Source organism: Sanyastnella coralliicola, from assembly GCF_030845195.1.
Classification (GTDB): Bacteria; Bacteroidota; Bacteroidia; order Flavobacteriales_D; family Sanyastnellaceae; genus Sanyastnella; species Sanyastnella coralliicola.
The window spans coordinates 3,523,593-3,539,276 of record NZ_CP132543.1 but is presented as its reverse complement, the minus strand read 5'-3'; the positions used below and the strand labels follow the sequence as shown (position 1 = coordinate 3,539,276).

Here is a 15,684-nt window from a genome sequence, read left to right as displayed (position 1 = left end):
GATGGCAATAACTGAATAGCAATTAAAAGAATCGCGGAGAAACATCCGCTCCTGCGTTTTTACCGAGGTCAAGACCAAGCATGATCTCATGGGATCCCGATGAGTAGTTCCCAATATCAGTCAAGGAATAATCGTACGAGTACCCCACACGCAGTCGGTTGTTTACTTCATATTGGAACAACATTCCTGTTGATTCCTGGAATCGGTACATCGCACCGATCCATAGTCGTTCATACAACAAGAAGTTTGCCGTTGCATCAAATGATGGCGGGGCTCCGTTCACAACGCGCAAGGCACCTGAAGGCTTGAATTGCACGTAATTGTTGATTTCAATGACGGTTCCGGCAATCAAGAAGAAGTGTTGCCTTTCCGTATTGGCATTGAAATCAGGAAGGCTTCCGTCGATCAGTTTGTTCGCCAACAACTTCGGTACACTGACCCCCACATAGGTGCGGTCAGTATACCACATGACTCCTGCGCCAAAGTTTGGAAGTGGTTTGTTGTTGATGTTTTCCTGAAAGGCCGGATCACCATCAGTCACAGGGTTCAAATCTTGAAGATTGGCCTGTAACAGATTGATTCCTGCCTTCAATCCAAAGGCGAGCTTACTCTTGTCAAAGAAGATGCGGTAGCTGATGTCTCCAAAGACCATCGTTTGACGCATCACTCCGTGGGAGTCATTGATCACACTACCTCCCACACTGATGCTCTCACGCTTGAGCGGTGAATGCATGGAGAAGGTTTGAGTTCGTGGTGCTCCATCAAAGTCAACCCACTGATCACGATACATGGCGTTCATGGTCAATAGATCAGCGCTTCCCGCATAAGCAGGATTCACTACCAGCATGTTGTACATGTACTGGGTGTACATCGGATCTTGCTGTGCCGACACCTTCCCGAACGAGAATGCGGCAATGGCAAATACGAGGGTGTATTTCAAGGCTTTCATAGTCATGTTCATCGTTTAAGGAAGATATATCCTGTCACTACTTCGAGGTGGTCAACCCCCAGATCTAGGATGTAGTAATACGTACCAACCGGTAGTTCCTCACCGATGGTTGCTGGGTGGTCTGAGCGTCCATCCCAGTCATTCTGGTATGGTGAAGCTTCGTACACCAAGGCTCCCCAACGGTTGAAGATCTTGATTGAGTTGTTCGGGTACTTGTAGAGGTTTGGAATCTCGAAGAAGTCATTGATACCATCACTGTTTGGAGAGAAGGCATCAGGTACTTCGATTGTCAAACAATCAATCAATGCGAGATTCAAGGTGTCTGAAGTCGTTCCACATACACCGTTATCAACAGTCCAAAGGATCGAACTGAATACATCTTCAAACGGTCCGTCAATGGTACCGAGGTCAAGAACCCCAGCCATTGGGTCGGTATTCGAGTTGAGTTCGATAGGTCCGTTCAGAATCGTCCATTCACCCTCTGCAGGGAATGGCGCTTCTGAGGCGTTTAGTTGGAATGGAATGAAGTCATCTTCACAAATCTCGACGTCCCCGCCGGCAAATGCGGAAGGTATGTCTGGGTCGTATATGATGACGTTCACAGTGTCAGAAGACGTTCCACACTCACCGTTGTCTACTGTCCATACATAAGTATTGACACCTACAGGAACGTTGACAACGTAGCTGAACTCGTTTGTTTCATTTTCGAAGATTCCTTCTCCAGCAATCACCGTCCATTCACCGGTAGCGGTATTACCAATGGTCTCACTACCCTGCATCTGAATCTCGTCTTGAAGACCACAGAAGCTCTGGTCAGGACCAGCATCTGCTTGTGCTACGCTGAGATCATTGATGAAGATCGATACCGTATCGGTTGTGATTCCATTTGCACATGGGCCATTGTAGATCTCCCAAACGAATATATTCTCACCTAGACCAAGGTCAAATACCGTGGTGTTCGGCAATGATGCGTTCGTAATCTCGGCTTCGCCGGAAATGAGTGTCCATGTGCCGAAGGCTGGTTCCGCAGGGAAGTTTCCTTCGAGTGTAGCCCCACCAAATGGTGTACAGAAGTTCTGGTCAGCACCAGCATCTGCATCAGGTGAGTCCGGATCAAAGACAGTGATCGTCACTGTATCAATCGATTCTCCACCACAAGGACCATTATTCACAGACCAGCTCAGCACCGTTACGCCAATTTCTAGTCCAGAGATCATAGCAAGAGGGTCATTTACGTCGCTAATCGAACCAGCTCCCTGAACCACAGACCACGTTCCTTCCGCAGGGAAGATTGGGGGTGCTGCATCCAGCTGTGCTGTTTCTTCTGGTGAACAGAGTTCTTGATCATTACCTGCTTCAGCCAATGGTGAAGTAGCGTCGTACACGTGGATTGTTACGAAATCAAAGGTGTTGTTATTCAAACAAGGTCCGTTGTAAATCGTCCACTGAAGAATATGTTCTCCAACCGTCAATCCACTGTAAACAGCGTTTGGATCGTTCACGTCAGAAACACTTCCATCACCTTGAATCACTTCCCAAGTTCCCGTCGTTGGGATTTCAGGTTCAGTCGCTCCAAGTGTTACCTGGCTTTCAGGTGTACAGATTTCAATGTCGTCTCCGGCGTCTGCAACTGCAGCGTCTTCTGAGAAGACCAGAATGGTAATTGAATCAACTGTAATAGCATCTTCACATGGCCCATTGTCTATGGTCCATTCGAAGGTGTTCACACCTAAACCAAGGTCGGTCACCATCGTTTCTGGATCGAATGGATCCACGATGTTGGCGCTTCCTTCTACCAAGTTCCAGAATCCTGTAGCTGGGAAGATTGGGTTGTTGGCCTCCAAGAAAGTTGAATTCGTTGGAAGACATAGTTCTTGATCTTCACCGGCATCTGCTGGCGGTTGGTTTTCATCATAGATGAATATCGAAACGGTGTCGCTGCTTAAGGCAAGATCACATGGTCCGTTGTACACAGTCCAAGCGAAGATGTTTTCACCTACGGTGAGCGCGCTTACTGGAGTCGTTGGACTAAATGGATCACCGATGACACCGTCTCCAGCAACCAACTCCCAGGTACCAGTGTTCGGTTCCGTGAGTTCGTCGGCTTGGAGCACTGCTGTGCTGGTCGGCGAACAGTAGAACTGATCATCACCAGCGAAAGCTGCTTCGATTCCTTCTTCGAAGACAAATACCGTTACCGTATCGCTAGAGATTCCTCCAGGACATGGAAGGTTGTTGATGGTCCAAACGAAGGTGTTGATTCCAAGTTCAAGTCCGCTTACAATCGTGTTTGGATCGTTCACATCGCCAATGGTTCCGTTTCCGGTAATCAATTCCCATGTACCGAAGGCAGGGAAAATGGCTGCTTCCGCGTCAAGTGTTGTTGTTGAAACTGGCAAACAGAGTTCGATGTCGTCTCCGGCATCTGCTTCTGGCATGTTTTCATCGTAAATGAAGATCGAAACGAGGTCTGTCGTAGGTTCTTCACATGGGCCATTGTAGATAGTCCACGAGAAGATATTTTCACCGATGGTCAGACCACTAAGTGCGGTGTTCGGATCATTCGGGTTTTCGATAGTACCCATTCCAGATACGAGTTCCCACGTTCCTACTCCTGGAGCATCAGGTACGTTTCCTTCAAGAGTCGTCGTACTGATTGGAGTACAGAAGAACTGATCTTCACCTGCGTTCGCTTCTTCTGCTTCTGGATCGAAGATGAAAATCGAAACGAGGTCAGAAGTAGAACCACAAGGGCCGTTATCTACGGTCCATTCAAGGATGTTCTCACCTACTCCGAGGTCGGTAACTCCGGTATTATACAACGTAGGGTCATCGAAGGTCGCGTTTCCTTGAACCACAGTCCACATTCCTGTCGCTGCTCCAAGTAGTTCTTGAGCGTCAAGTGTAGTTGATGTGATTGGAAGACAGAATTCTTGATCTGGCCCAGCTACAGCATCTTCAGCATCAAACTCGAAGAGAGAAATGATCACGGTATCCGTAGTCAATGCATTCGCACACGGACCGTTGGAGATCGTCCAAACGAAGATGTTTGTTCCTGGCGCAAGGTCAGTAATGATGGTGTTCGGATCGTTCTCATCCACGATCGTTCCTGACCCCTGGAATAGCGTCCATGTACCTTCTGCTGGGAAGGTGACATCATTGGCTGCCATGGTCGTACTAATCTGTGGAGTACACAGTTGTTGATCAGGTCCGGCGTCAGCATCTGGTTGGTTTTCGTCAAAGACGAAAATGCTCACGAGGTCACTTGATCCGCTTTGCGCACAAGGTCCGTTGTAGATGGTCCATTCAAATACGTTTTCACCTACCGCCAAGTCTTGAACTTCGGTAGATGGATCGCTAGGATCTAGGATAGTTCCACTTCCGCTCACTAATGTCCATGTACCTGAGCCTGGGAATTGAGGCGTGTTACCATCAAGGTTCGTTGTAACTCCTGGTGTACATAGCTCTTGATCTGCTCCGGCATCTGCCAATTCCGCGTTAGCGTCAAAGACAAACACACTCACAGTATCAGAAGTAATACCGTTAGCACAAGGACCATTGTCAACCGTCCAAACGAAGATGTTTTCGCCGATTTCAAGGTCAGTAACCAAGGTGTTCGGGTTATTCGGACTATCAATCGTACCCGCACCTGAGAAAAGGGTCCAAGTTCCACCAGCAGGGAATTGCGGACTGTTGCCTTCTAGCGTGGTACTAAAGTCTGGTGAACACAGCTCTTGATCTTCTCCTGCATCAGCGTCAGGGTTGAATTGGTTGAAGATGAAGATGCTCACGTAGTCAATCGTAGGGGCACCACATGGGCCGTTGGAAATCTCCCAACTGAAGATGTTCTCACCTACAGCGAGATCAGTTACTACGGTGTTCGGATCATTGATGTCAGCAATCGTTCCGGCACCTTGAACCAATGTCCAAGTACCTTCTGCTGGGAAGATCACCGCGTTCGCGTCAAGGTTGATCGAAGGCACAGGAGTACACAATGACTGATCTGGACCAGCATCGGCATCTGCTTGTGTCTCGTCAAAAACGAAGATGCTGACTTGGTCAGTTGTAATTCCATCAGGACAAGAGCCGTTGTCGACTGTCCATTCGAAGATATTTTCACCTACAGGAAGGTTGTCAACTACAGTGTTTGGATCGTTTGCATCGGCGATAACTCCGCCTCCGCTAATCAAGGTCCAAGTTCCTTGGGCAGGGAAGACAATCTCGCTTCCTTCAAGCGTTGTAGACGTGTTTGGTGTACATAGTTCTTGATCATCACCAGCGTTTGCCACAGGTAATGTTGAGTCAAAGACGAATACACTCACGGTATCTGTACGGTCTTCAAGCGGACTACAGTTTCCGTTGTAGACAGACCAAACGAAGATGTTTTCACCAATTGTCAAGTTACTCACAGAGGTGTTCGGATCGTTCGGGTCATCAATTTGACCAGAACCACTAATCAACATCCAAGTTCCTTCCGCAGGAGCATTTACTGCATTTCCATCAAGTGTAGTGCTCTCTGTTGGAGTACACAATTCTTGATCGTCTCCAGCATCTGCCGGAGGAAGAGTGCTATCGAATACCGTAATCGTAATTGAATCTTGTTGAACACCACATGTTGAGTAGTCTAGTGTCCAAACGAAGATGTTTTCACCAATGGCGAGATCAGTGATTGCTGTTGTCGGATCATTGACGTCGTCAATACTTCCCGTTCCCGAGAAGAGGGTCCAAGTTCCTTCACCAGGATCAACCGCAGGATCAGCGTCCATCGCTGTTGCGGTGTTTGGTGTACAAAGTTCCTGATCAATTCCGGCGTTAGCCTGAGGCGCACCACCATCAAAAACAAAGATTGAAACCTGGTCAGACGTAGAAGCGTTGCCACAAGGTCCGTTGAGAATGGTCCATTCGAAGACATTCTCTCCAATTGACAAACCTGTTACCTCAGAACCTGGGTCAGTTGGATCGGTGATATCACCTGTTCCTGAAACCAATGTCCATGTTCCAGTTGCTGGGAAGATCGGGCTGTTACCTTCGAGCATTGTTGTCGTCTCAGGTGTACAGAGGTTTTGATCTTGTCCTGCGTTCGCGTTTGGTGAGTTGTTCGAGAACACGGTAATGGTAATGGTGTCGGTAGAAACCCCACCACAGTCTCCGTTATCAATACTCCATTCGAATACGTTAATTCCTACGGCGAGACCGTTGATAGTTGTGTTCGGATCGTTCGGATCAACGATACTACCAGCTCCTGAAACAAGTGTCCATGTTCCAATTGCAGGATCGACTGCACTATTCGCTGCCATAGTAGCGCTAGCGATTGGAAGACAGAGTTCCTGATCAGGACCTGCGTCTGCTGCAGCGGCACCACTATCTAATACTTCAATGGTCACTTGATCGCTGGTTGAAGAAGGCGAACAAGGGCCGTTGTTAATCGTCCATTCAAGAACAACTGTTCCTACTACTAGATCTGTAATGGTTGTCGTTGGGTCAGAAGGGTCAGCAATAGTAGCTGTACCAGAGACCACGGTCCATTGGCCGCTAGCTGGATATACAGCATCATTACCTTCAAGCGTAGTGCTGGTAGCTGGTGTACAGACCTGTTGGTCTTCTCCAGCGTCGGCATCCGCCTGCATGTTATCGAAGATGGTAATCGTAACCTGATCACTTAGCGGTTGACCTGCACAAGGTCCGTTGGCAATCGTCCACTCGAAGACGTTATCACCAAGACCAAGTCCTGTCACCTGAGAATTTGGGTTACTTGGGTTCACAATACTACCAGACCCACTCACGAGTGTCCATGTACCCGTTGCAGGGAAGGTTGGTGCATTTCCATCTAGAATTGTTGAAGATACTGGGCTACAGAATTCTTGATCTGCTCCGGCACCTACAGTTTGAGTGTTGTCATAGATGAAGATTGACACTAAGTCAATCGTCGTGGCTGGTGAACAAGGGGCGTTAGTCACGGTCCAACGGAATACATTTTCACCAACGGCTAGGCCGGTGATTTCCGTGTTTGGATCACTATCATCAGTGATTGAACCGCTTCCTGACACAAGCTCCCATGTACCCGTTGCAGGGAAGGTTGGAGCCGTGGCTGTCATGTTCGTTGTTGTCGTTGGAAGACACAGTTCTTGATCATCTCCGGCATCTGCTGCAGGCATGTCTGTGTCGAATACGATAATATCTACTTGATCTGTGGTAGACCCTGAACAGGCACCGTTGAAGACCTCCCATTGGAAAGTGTTCACTCCAACGCTCAATCCAGTAACCTCAGAGTTTGGATCCGTTGCGTCGAGGATGCTTCCTGTTCCGGCTACCAAAGTCCATTCTCCAGTTGCTGGAGAAATGGGTGTGTTTCCGTTAAGGAACACCCCTGGTTCAGAAGAACAAATGTTCTGATTGTCGCCAGCATCAGCAGGAGATAGGGCTCCTTCAAAGACCGTGATGGTCATTTGATCCGTTGTCAATGCCGGAGTACATGGTCCGTTAGCAATGGACCACTCGAATACGTTCTCACCTAGACCCAATCCAGTCACTTCGGTGTTTGGGTCATTAGGGTCCGTGATATCTCCTTCACCACTCACCAGAACCCAAGTTCCAATGGCAGGGAAGGTCACTGAATTACCATCAAGTGTTGTTTCAGGCAGGTCACTACATACATCTTGATCATCACCGGCATCAGCTGCGGCTTGGTTTTGATCGTAGATGAAGATGCTCACTTGATCGCTCGAAGTAGAAGGGTCACATGCTCCGTTTTCTAAGGTCCATTCGAAGATGTTTTCACCAATACCAAGTGCGGTGACTTGAGTCGTTGGGTCATTGACATCTAGGATGTTTCCAGAACCTTGAATCAACGTCCAGGTGCCTTCACCAGGGAAGATGGCTGCGTTTGCTTCGAGGTTCGTCACCGTAGGTAATACGTTGTCAGAACAGAATTCCTGATCATCTCCAGCATCCGCTAGTGGTTGGTTTTCATCGAAGATGTAGATGATCATCTCGTCGAAGTTGGCAGGACCAGCACAAGGGCCATTTTCAACCGTCCAACGGAAGATATTTTCACCAATACCTAGTCCTGAAATATCTGCATTTGGATCGTTGACATCAGAGATCGTTCCTGTTCCTGATTCCAATGTCCAAACACCATTGGCTGGGCCAACAACGGCTGTCGCTTGCATGATGTATGTACTGATTGGAGTACAGAATTCTACGTCTTCACCAGCATCTGCAGATGCGATTGAATTGTCAAAGACGATGATGGTAACAGTATCTGTCGTTGGCGCACCACAAGGACCGTTATCTACCGTCCATTCAAAGGTGTTTTCACCTACCGTCAAGCCAGTAACTTCTGAAGACGGATCGGAAGAATCGGTCACCGAAGCTCCACCAGCGGTCACCGCCCAAGAGCCGGTAGCTGGGGCATCCACCCCAACGGCATCGAGGGTAACCGTTCCAAGTGCGTCGATGCATAATTCTTGGTCTTCACCAGCATCTGCATCTGGTGTGGAATCGTCGTAAATAGTGATCGTTACTTGATCAAATTGTCCGGTTGACGGACAAGGGCCATTGTCAATCGTCCACTGAAGCACGTTTTCTCCTACTCCAAGGTTACTTGCAGTAGCATTGGCATCGTTTTCATCTGAGAACGTAGCTGAACCAGAGATCACCGTCCAAGTTCCTGTTCCAGGCCCTGAAGGTTCGGTTGCTTCGAGGTCATGAGAGGTGGTTGGAGTACAGTATTCTGCATCTGCACCGGCATCGGTGCTAACTACTCCAGAGTCGTAAATCGTAATCGTTACAGTGTCAGTGTATGTACCACATACTCCATTGTCGATGGTCCATTGGAAGACGTTTTCACCGATACCGAGATTGGTTACTACGGTCGTCGTTTCGTTTGGAGTGACGATGGTACCTACTCCCGAGACCAAGGTCCATTCCGCGGTAGCGGGGAAAATAGGAGCATTGGCTGAAATAGTCGTTTCATTCAAAGCACCAGAACAGAACTCCTGGTCTTCACCGGCATCAGCGTCTGGATGGTTCGCGTCAAATACGAAGATGCTCAAGTCATCTACAGTCGCTTCACCCGGACAAGCTCCGTTGTCAATGTTCCATTGGAAGATATTTTCACCAATACCAAGGTTGGTAACGGTCGCGTTGCCACTGTTGATGTTAAAGATGGTGGCCGTTCCTTGGTTAATCTCCCAAGTACCTGTGGCGGTGACCCCAGGATCATTCGCTTGCATCACATAGTTGTTCGCGTCAGAACAGAGTTCAACATCAGGCCCGGCATCCGCATCGGGTGCATCGCCATCATAGACCGTTATCTGTGTCAAGGATTGATTGACTTGACAACCATAGTCTTGTGACCACAGGAAGACGTTATTCCCGAGCTGCAAATCGGTGACTCCTGTTGTTGGTGAATTCGGGTCTGTGATGGTTGATCCTCCTTGGAGAACGGTCCATGTTCCACTCACCATAGGGTCTGGGTCAACTGCTGAAAGGGTGCCCGTAGTTTCGGAACACACTTCTTGAGCGTCACCAGCATTAATAGGTGTATCTGGGTTGACCACGACAAATACAATGTCAATGGTTCCTGTGAATTCGAATCTGTTTTCTACGGTGAATGTGATCGTGTCATTACCAGCATAGTCAAATGGTGCTGTGTAACTGAAACACGTGTCAAATGGCTCCGAAGGAGGAGTCACGACAACGTTTCCGTCGTTCCCTTCTACATTAATAATGTTGTGATCATCTGCACAACTGTAGACGAGCAGACAGTGGTCGATTGTCTCACCCGGACAAAGCGTGTCAACGGTGTATATCGTGCTTGGAAGTCCGGTAACCGGATCTTGGAATTCGTAGGCGTCATTAAATCCTGAAAGGAAACCATAAGTTCCGGTCGCACCACCGTTACCAGTCATGAAACCAGCATGGAAGAAGCCCTCAGATGTAATGACGTTGTTTGTTGCCAAGGAGGCATTCGGTAAGGATACAGAAGTCCAGTCTGTGAGACCTGGTACATTATTGAAGATCACTCCAGGGACACTTTGGTAGTCAACGCCATTCACTTGAAGCGTTCCTTCTGCCTCTGGTGGAACGATGAGGTTCATTACCTGATTCACTGTATTCACATCAAAGAGCGAGAACTCGATGTATCGGCTACCGGTACAATCCATTTGCGGGATTGCAGACATTCCCACCTCGTCATCTTGCGAGGCTCCAGTCATATGGTAGCAGTATGCCCGCTTATCAGTTCTTAGATAGTGCGGGTCTCCGAAATTTCCGGTGAGGGTGTAATCGTAATATTCACCGGCATCAATGGTGGCTACGGCAGTAGCGTTACCATCGAGGTAGATGTTCGTGTTGTCTTCCGTTGCGACAATGGTTGCGTAATCAAATGGATCATCGTTGTCACCTTTCACTACAACGAAGTCTTTCCACATCAATTCTATAGGTACTAGCTGATCTGTACCACCATCAGCGGCACCGCCACCTGCGATTCTAGTGTGCGTTGAACCAGAGATGGCAAGAATGTCTTTGTCAGAAGTAATGTGTGAACCACAAACGTGTTCGATAGGGTTGTGTCCTCGGATGAGGTATGATTCCTTCGCATCCAATGTAATGGTCATGGGGTTGGGAAGGTTACCACCACCATCTTCATACATGGCAAATGGTGTTTCAATTTCAATAGTCGTGTTGTCTTCGGTGGCCATTACGGTGATGAAGTGGTACTCATCTGGGTCGTAATTGGCATTCATGTTTCGAACCTGACTTCCTGCCCAGAAGTCCTGTCCTAGACCATTGCGGCCTTTGAGGGTAACCAGGGTTTGATTGTGCACGCCGGAAATCTTGTGTACACATTGAATTGCTTGGGATGAGGTTACGATGAGCGAGTTGGTGACATTCACCTGGTTCGCGACATCGAGTTGTCCCAATGCTGGAGTGAGCTCAACTTGGAGTGGAGTACCTGCAACCACGGTGGTGTCTAGGACAAATGTGGTGCCGTCAGCAGTTTCAATGTGGACATCGACAGGCATTGGCGATGGGGTGGTAATGAACAACTCCGAAGGGTTGTTGTGTGTTCCACCTCCGGTGTCCCAAATTGGGGGCATCCAAAAGTGCGTGTCGAACTGAGCGAAAATGCTCGTTGAGAATAGGGTGCAGAGTGCGATCAAAAAGGCTGATCGCAGCATGCGAAATCTTAGGGCAGGATTCATCATACTTCGTATCACCGAATATTTCGGGTCGGTTTAGTTACGCGTTGTTATACGAAGTAGTGATAAATAGTTTCAGTTTCGAGGGGTTTTCACATAAAGTATTCACTACATACTAGTTAAGAAGGGAAAATTCCTACATCCTCGTAGGAAATAGTTGACTAAATTTGACACTAACTGACAAAAAGTGATTGTGTGAGAGGTTTACTACGCTGTATTCTTGTGGCGCTGGGTTTAGCGTGTGTTTCCCCGAATCTGAGGGCGCAAGAAGTGGTGTTTGCTGATTCTCTTGAATTTGAAATCTTCCTTCAAAGACTCCATTCGCTGGCCGCATCTCAGCCAGACTCTAACATGGTGTTGACCAAACAGGCTCTCAACGTTCAGAACACGAAATATCCAGTACTTTTCGCCGAGCTCTTACGCCAGCATTTAAGTTCCGCGCTTTATGCTGAAAGAAGGGAAGAATTGAAAGAAGACATCAATTTTTGGTTGGCGTATGCAGGAGGAGAGAATGGAGATAACTACTTGGCCAAATCGTTAAGTGGAATTCAATACCGAATGACCGCTTATCAATATGAAGGAGACACACTCGAGTTTCTCGTAAAGGCCAGAGATCGATTCATCGCGCAGGAAATCAAGCCCCAACCATACTATAATCTCATTCTAACGACAATTGATAGAGCACTTATTCAGGGTTATTCCTCCATTGGAAGATATGATTTAGCGGTTGAGATGAGTATTGAAGTCTTGAACTTTGACATTCCTGAATTGTACCGTGAAAGCGCGTTCTACGATCAGTATAGAATTGGAATATTATACCATCGAATGGGTGATTTTGATTCGGCAAAGGAGTTTTTTCAACGCGCGGTAGATGAGGTAGGTGAGATAGACAATGGTGCCGAAAGAGAAATTTACGCTAAGGCATGGCATTTCATTGGTATTATCGCTCGAGAGAAAGGAGATACAACTACATGGATTAATCATGCCGAGCAAGCGGTAGAGCTTTTTGAAGAGCATAGTTCACCTAATGCCGCGAACCCTTTGCTTGATTTAGCAGATTACTATCTCATAAGAGGTGAGGAGGACAAGGCTGTGCAATATGCAGAAAGAGCGGAAACGACCTCTTGGGTGGGTGAACAGTATCCTGAGTATAGACGTGCGAATATTTTGCTGTTTTATTCTCGTTTGAATTATGGAAAGGGAAATCTTGATAAAGCAATTGAGCTCGCACTAGAGGCCGTTGAATATGATAAAGACCGTCGTGTTTACGAGCAGTTAATTCCTTACGTTCCAAATCTCCTTGCGGAGAAAGGAGATTATAAAAGCGCCTACGAATTTTCTACAAAATATCAGGAGGAATATTCTTCGTTTATCAACCTGAAATCTGTTCGTTCCATTGAACGATCACGTCGTCTCAATGAGCTTCAGAAGAAGGAGACCCAACGACTTGCAGAACGAGAAGTGCTTCAAACGAAACTAGCGCAAGAAGAAGAACGCAGTAGTTTCGAACGGACCATTCTTATTCTTGCCGTCGCATTGATTCTTTTGCTGATTTTCATCATGGTTAGGGTCCTTTTTAGCCGTTCTCGACTTTCACAAATGAATGACCAGCTTTCAGAACAAGCTGAAGAATTGATTATTGCTCGAGACAAGGCAGACAGGGCTTCCCGAGTTAAGACAGATTTTCTTTCTGTGATGTCACATGAGATTCGGACACCGCTCAATGGTATCATTGGGATGAATCGAGAATTGATGAAGGAATCGCCAAGAGAAGACCAGATAGAGAAACTTCAGATGGTAGGATCTGCTTCAAAACACCTGCTAGATCTCTTGAACGACATTCTCGATTTCAGCAAACTAAATGAAGGTAAAATCGAGCTCGATAAAACACCCGTTTCAATTTATTCCTTCCTAGATGAGGTGGTGAAAATGGCGAAGGCAATGGGAGCCAGAAAAGAGCTCAAGATTATCGAAGCATTTGATAGCGACCTTCCTAAGTACTTGATGATTGATGACTTGAGACTGATGCAAGTGATGTCTAATCTTGTTTCGAATGCGGTCAAATTCACACCTAATGGTTCAATCACCATCAAGGCAACAATGAATCAATCCCGGCTTGATTTGTCTGTGATAGATACAGGCATTGGAATTCCAGCTGAGAAACAGAATTCCATTTTCGATGCGTACACTCAAGCTTCAACCACCACTACAAGAACATTCGGTGGTACAGGATTAGGACTATCGATTTCTCGGGGGTTAGTAGAGCTCATGGGTGGCCATGTAGCTTTGAATAGTGAGGCAGGTGTTGGTTCTACCTTCTCGATTTCATTACCAGTTGAAGAAGTCAGTGCTCCAGATTTGCTGCTTGAAGAAGAAGATGCGAAGCAAGGAGAGTTCTCCGACCGCAAATTCTTAATTGCAGAAGACAACGAGTTGAATCAAGCTGTGATTGGGGCGATCCTGAAGCGCTGGGGTGTGGCTTTTGATATCGCTACCGATGGAGTAATGGCCGTTGACATGGCAGAAAAAGGTGAGTATGACCTGGTGTTGATGGACATCCAGATGCCGAATATGGATGGTATGGATGCCACACGCTCCATTCGTAGTTCTCACAACCCATCGATTTCAAAGCTTCCGATCATCGCACTCACCGCTTCGGCTTTGCCGGAAGAAGTGGAAGCCATGAAGGCTGCTGGCATGGATGAACACGTCTTGAAACCAATTGATACTTCAAAGCTGGTTTCGGCGATCCGCAGCAACTTGGCCAAGGTCTCAAAGGCCAGCTAACCCACATTTCTAGCGAATTCTTCACTTTTTTTGATTCAAACGAAACCATTTTGAGTCATACCCGTAAGGGGAATTGACGCAGCGAGCTATTTGTGAAGGTTTTGGTTGACTCATCGAAAAAGCTGTGTCTTAAACTGAAAAGTTGAAAGAAGGATCCTCATGGCAGGATCCTTTTTTTGTACCCAATTGTATACTGCTTGCCTATCTTAGCCGTTAAGGCTTTTGAATCGCAAGACCGTGAACCTCTATTCCAATAAACAACGCTGGAAAATCTTCCTCTTGATTGCTGCTTTGGTGATCGTGGGTATCACTTTGTGGTATTCTAACGCTATCGCGGAAAAGATCAGACAAGAAGAGCAGCTGAAGGTTCAACTGTGGTCTGAAGCCATCCAACAGCGGGCCGAGCTAGTAAACTACACCCAAGATCTCTTCGAATCGCTGCGTCAAGAGGAACGAGACAAAGCAGATCGACTCGCCCAGGCTTACGGGCTAATCAACGACCCTCCTCCAGACATGGACCTCACCTTCGTCACAGAATACCTCTGGTCAAACAAGACGATTCCGGTGTTGATCTATGATAGCAACGATTCAATCCTGTATGCCATCAATTTACCACCCGGGAAGCAGGGAAATCAAGCATACACAGATTCGTTACGAGCTGAAATGCTCAAGCGAAACGAGCCCATTTTGCTGAAAGACGTTGGTCATACCATTGTCTACAATGAAAGCTATCGATTCTCTGAGTTGAAAAGCGTAATGCAGGATCTCATCAATAGTTTCATCTCTGAAACGGTGATCAATAGTGCGAGTGTTCCGGTAGTCCTCACAGACAGCTCTCAAACCCAAGTCTTGAGGGCGGAGCGCATCGACAGTTTAACCCTCGAAGACCCGAAGGCTCTACAGAAGAAGTTGGCCTCTATGGCTGATCAAAACGAACCCATTGCCATTGACCTTCCTGAAAGTGGGTTGAACTATATCTTTTACGAGGAGTCCTTGGTCATACGTCAGCTGCGATTCTTCCCCGTTGTTCAGCTCGTGTTGATTGCTGTCTTCCTTTTCACTTCGTATTTGATCTTCTCCACTTTCCGAAAGGCTGAACAGAACCAGGTTTGGGTAGGAATGGCGAAGGAAACAGCCCACCAGCTGGGTACCCCAATGTCTTCTCTGATGGCTTGGATGGCCTTACTAGAAGCCCAAGGAGTAGATGCGGCTACCATTGCTGAGATGAACAAGGACGTTGATCGACTAAACACGATCACCGACCGATTCTCGAAGATTGGCTCCAAGCCCGAACCGACTTCAGAAGACCTCGGTGAACTCGTTGAGAAGTCGTTTGATTATTTGAAGACACGAATTTCTAGAAAGGTTGAATTCACTATCGAAAAGCAGGTTGATCATTACCCCGTGAAGGTCTCGGTTCCGCTCTTTAGTTGGGTGTTGGAGAACCTGGTAAAGAACGCGGTAGATGCGATGGAGGGTGTTGGCTCTTTGAAGGCTGAAATTGGCGAAGACGCTACCATGATCTACGTAGACATCACTGATACCGGTAAAGGGTTGCCGAAAGGCCAATTCAAAACGGTATTCCAGCCCGGATTCACGACAAAGAAGCGAGGGTGGGGACTAGGATTGTCTTTGACCAAGAGAATTGTAGAAGAGTACCATGACGGTAAAATCTTCGTTAAGCGTTCCGAGATTGGAAAAGGAACGACTTTCAGAATCATGCTTAAGCGCGAGGGATAGTGT

General features: G+C 47.3%; 4 protein-coding genes. 2 read left to right on the top strand and 2 right to left on the bottom strand.

What is annotated here, in order from left to right:
- Positions 1 to 22: 22 nt before the first annotated feature.
- Positions 23 to 961: a PorP/SprF family type IX secretion system membrane protein gene (locus tag RA156_RS14675; RefSeq protein ID WP_306641172.1), complete on the bottom strand. Its 939-nt coding sequence runs from the start codon at positions 959 to 961 to the stop codon at positions 23 to 25.
- Complete coding sequence (locus RA156_RS14670) at positions 958 to 11,133, bottom strand: T9SS type B sorting domain-containing protein (protein WP_306641170.1); 10,176 nt, start codon at positions 11,131 to 11,133, stop codon at positions 958 to 960. The genes RA156_RS14675 and RA156_RS14670 overlap by 4 nt, the downstream gene beginning before the upstream one ends.
- Before the next feature lie 216 nt (positions 11,134 to 11,349).
- On the opposite strand from RA156_RS14670, the gene RA156_RS14665 reads away from it, so the two are divergent.
- Positions 11,350 to 13,941, top strand: a complete 2,592-nt coding sequence (locus RA156_RS14665; RefSeq protein ID WP_306641169.1) for a tetratricopeptide repeat-containing hybrid sensor histidine kinase/response regulator — start codon at positions 11,350 to 11,352, stop codon at positions 13,939 to 13,941.
- A 222-nt stretch (positions 13,942 to 14,163) separates the two neighbouring features.
- On the top strand, positions 14,164 to 15,681 hold the full coding sequence (locus tag RA156_RS14660) for a sensor histidine kinase (RefSeq protein ID WP_306641167.1): 1,518 nt from the start codon (positions 14,164 to 14,166) through the stop codon (positions 15,679 to 15,681).
- Positions 15,682 to 15,684: the final 3 nt, after the last annotated feature.

Bases quoted from the DNA above. Each gene is read 5' to 3' on its own strand.
- RA156_RS14675 (WP_306641172.1), bottom strand. From the start codon at position 961: ATGAACATGACTATGAAAGCCTTGAAATACACCCTCGTATTTGCCATT.
- RA156_RS14670 (WP_306641170.1), bottom strand. From the start codon at position 11,133: ATGCTGCGATCAGCCTTTTTGATCGCACTCTGCACCCTATTCTCAACG.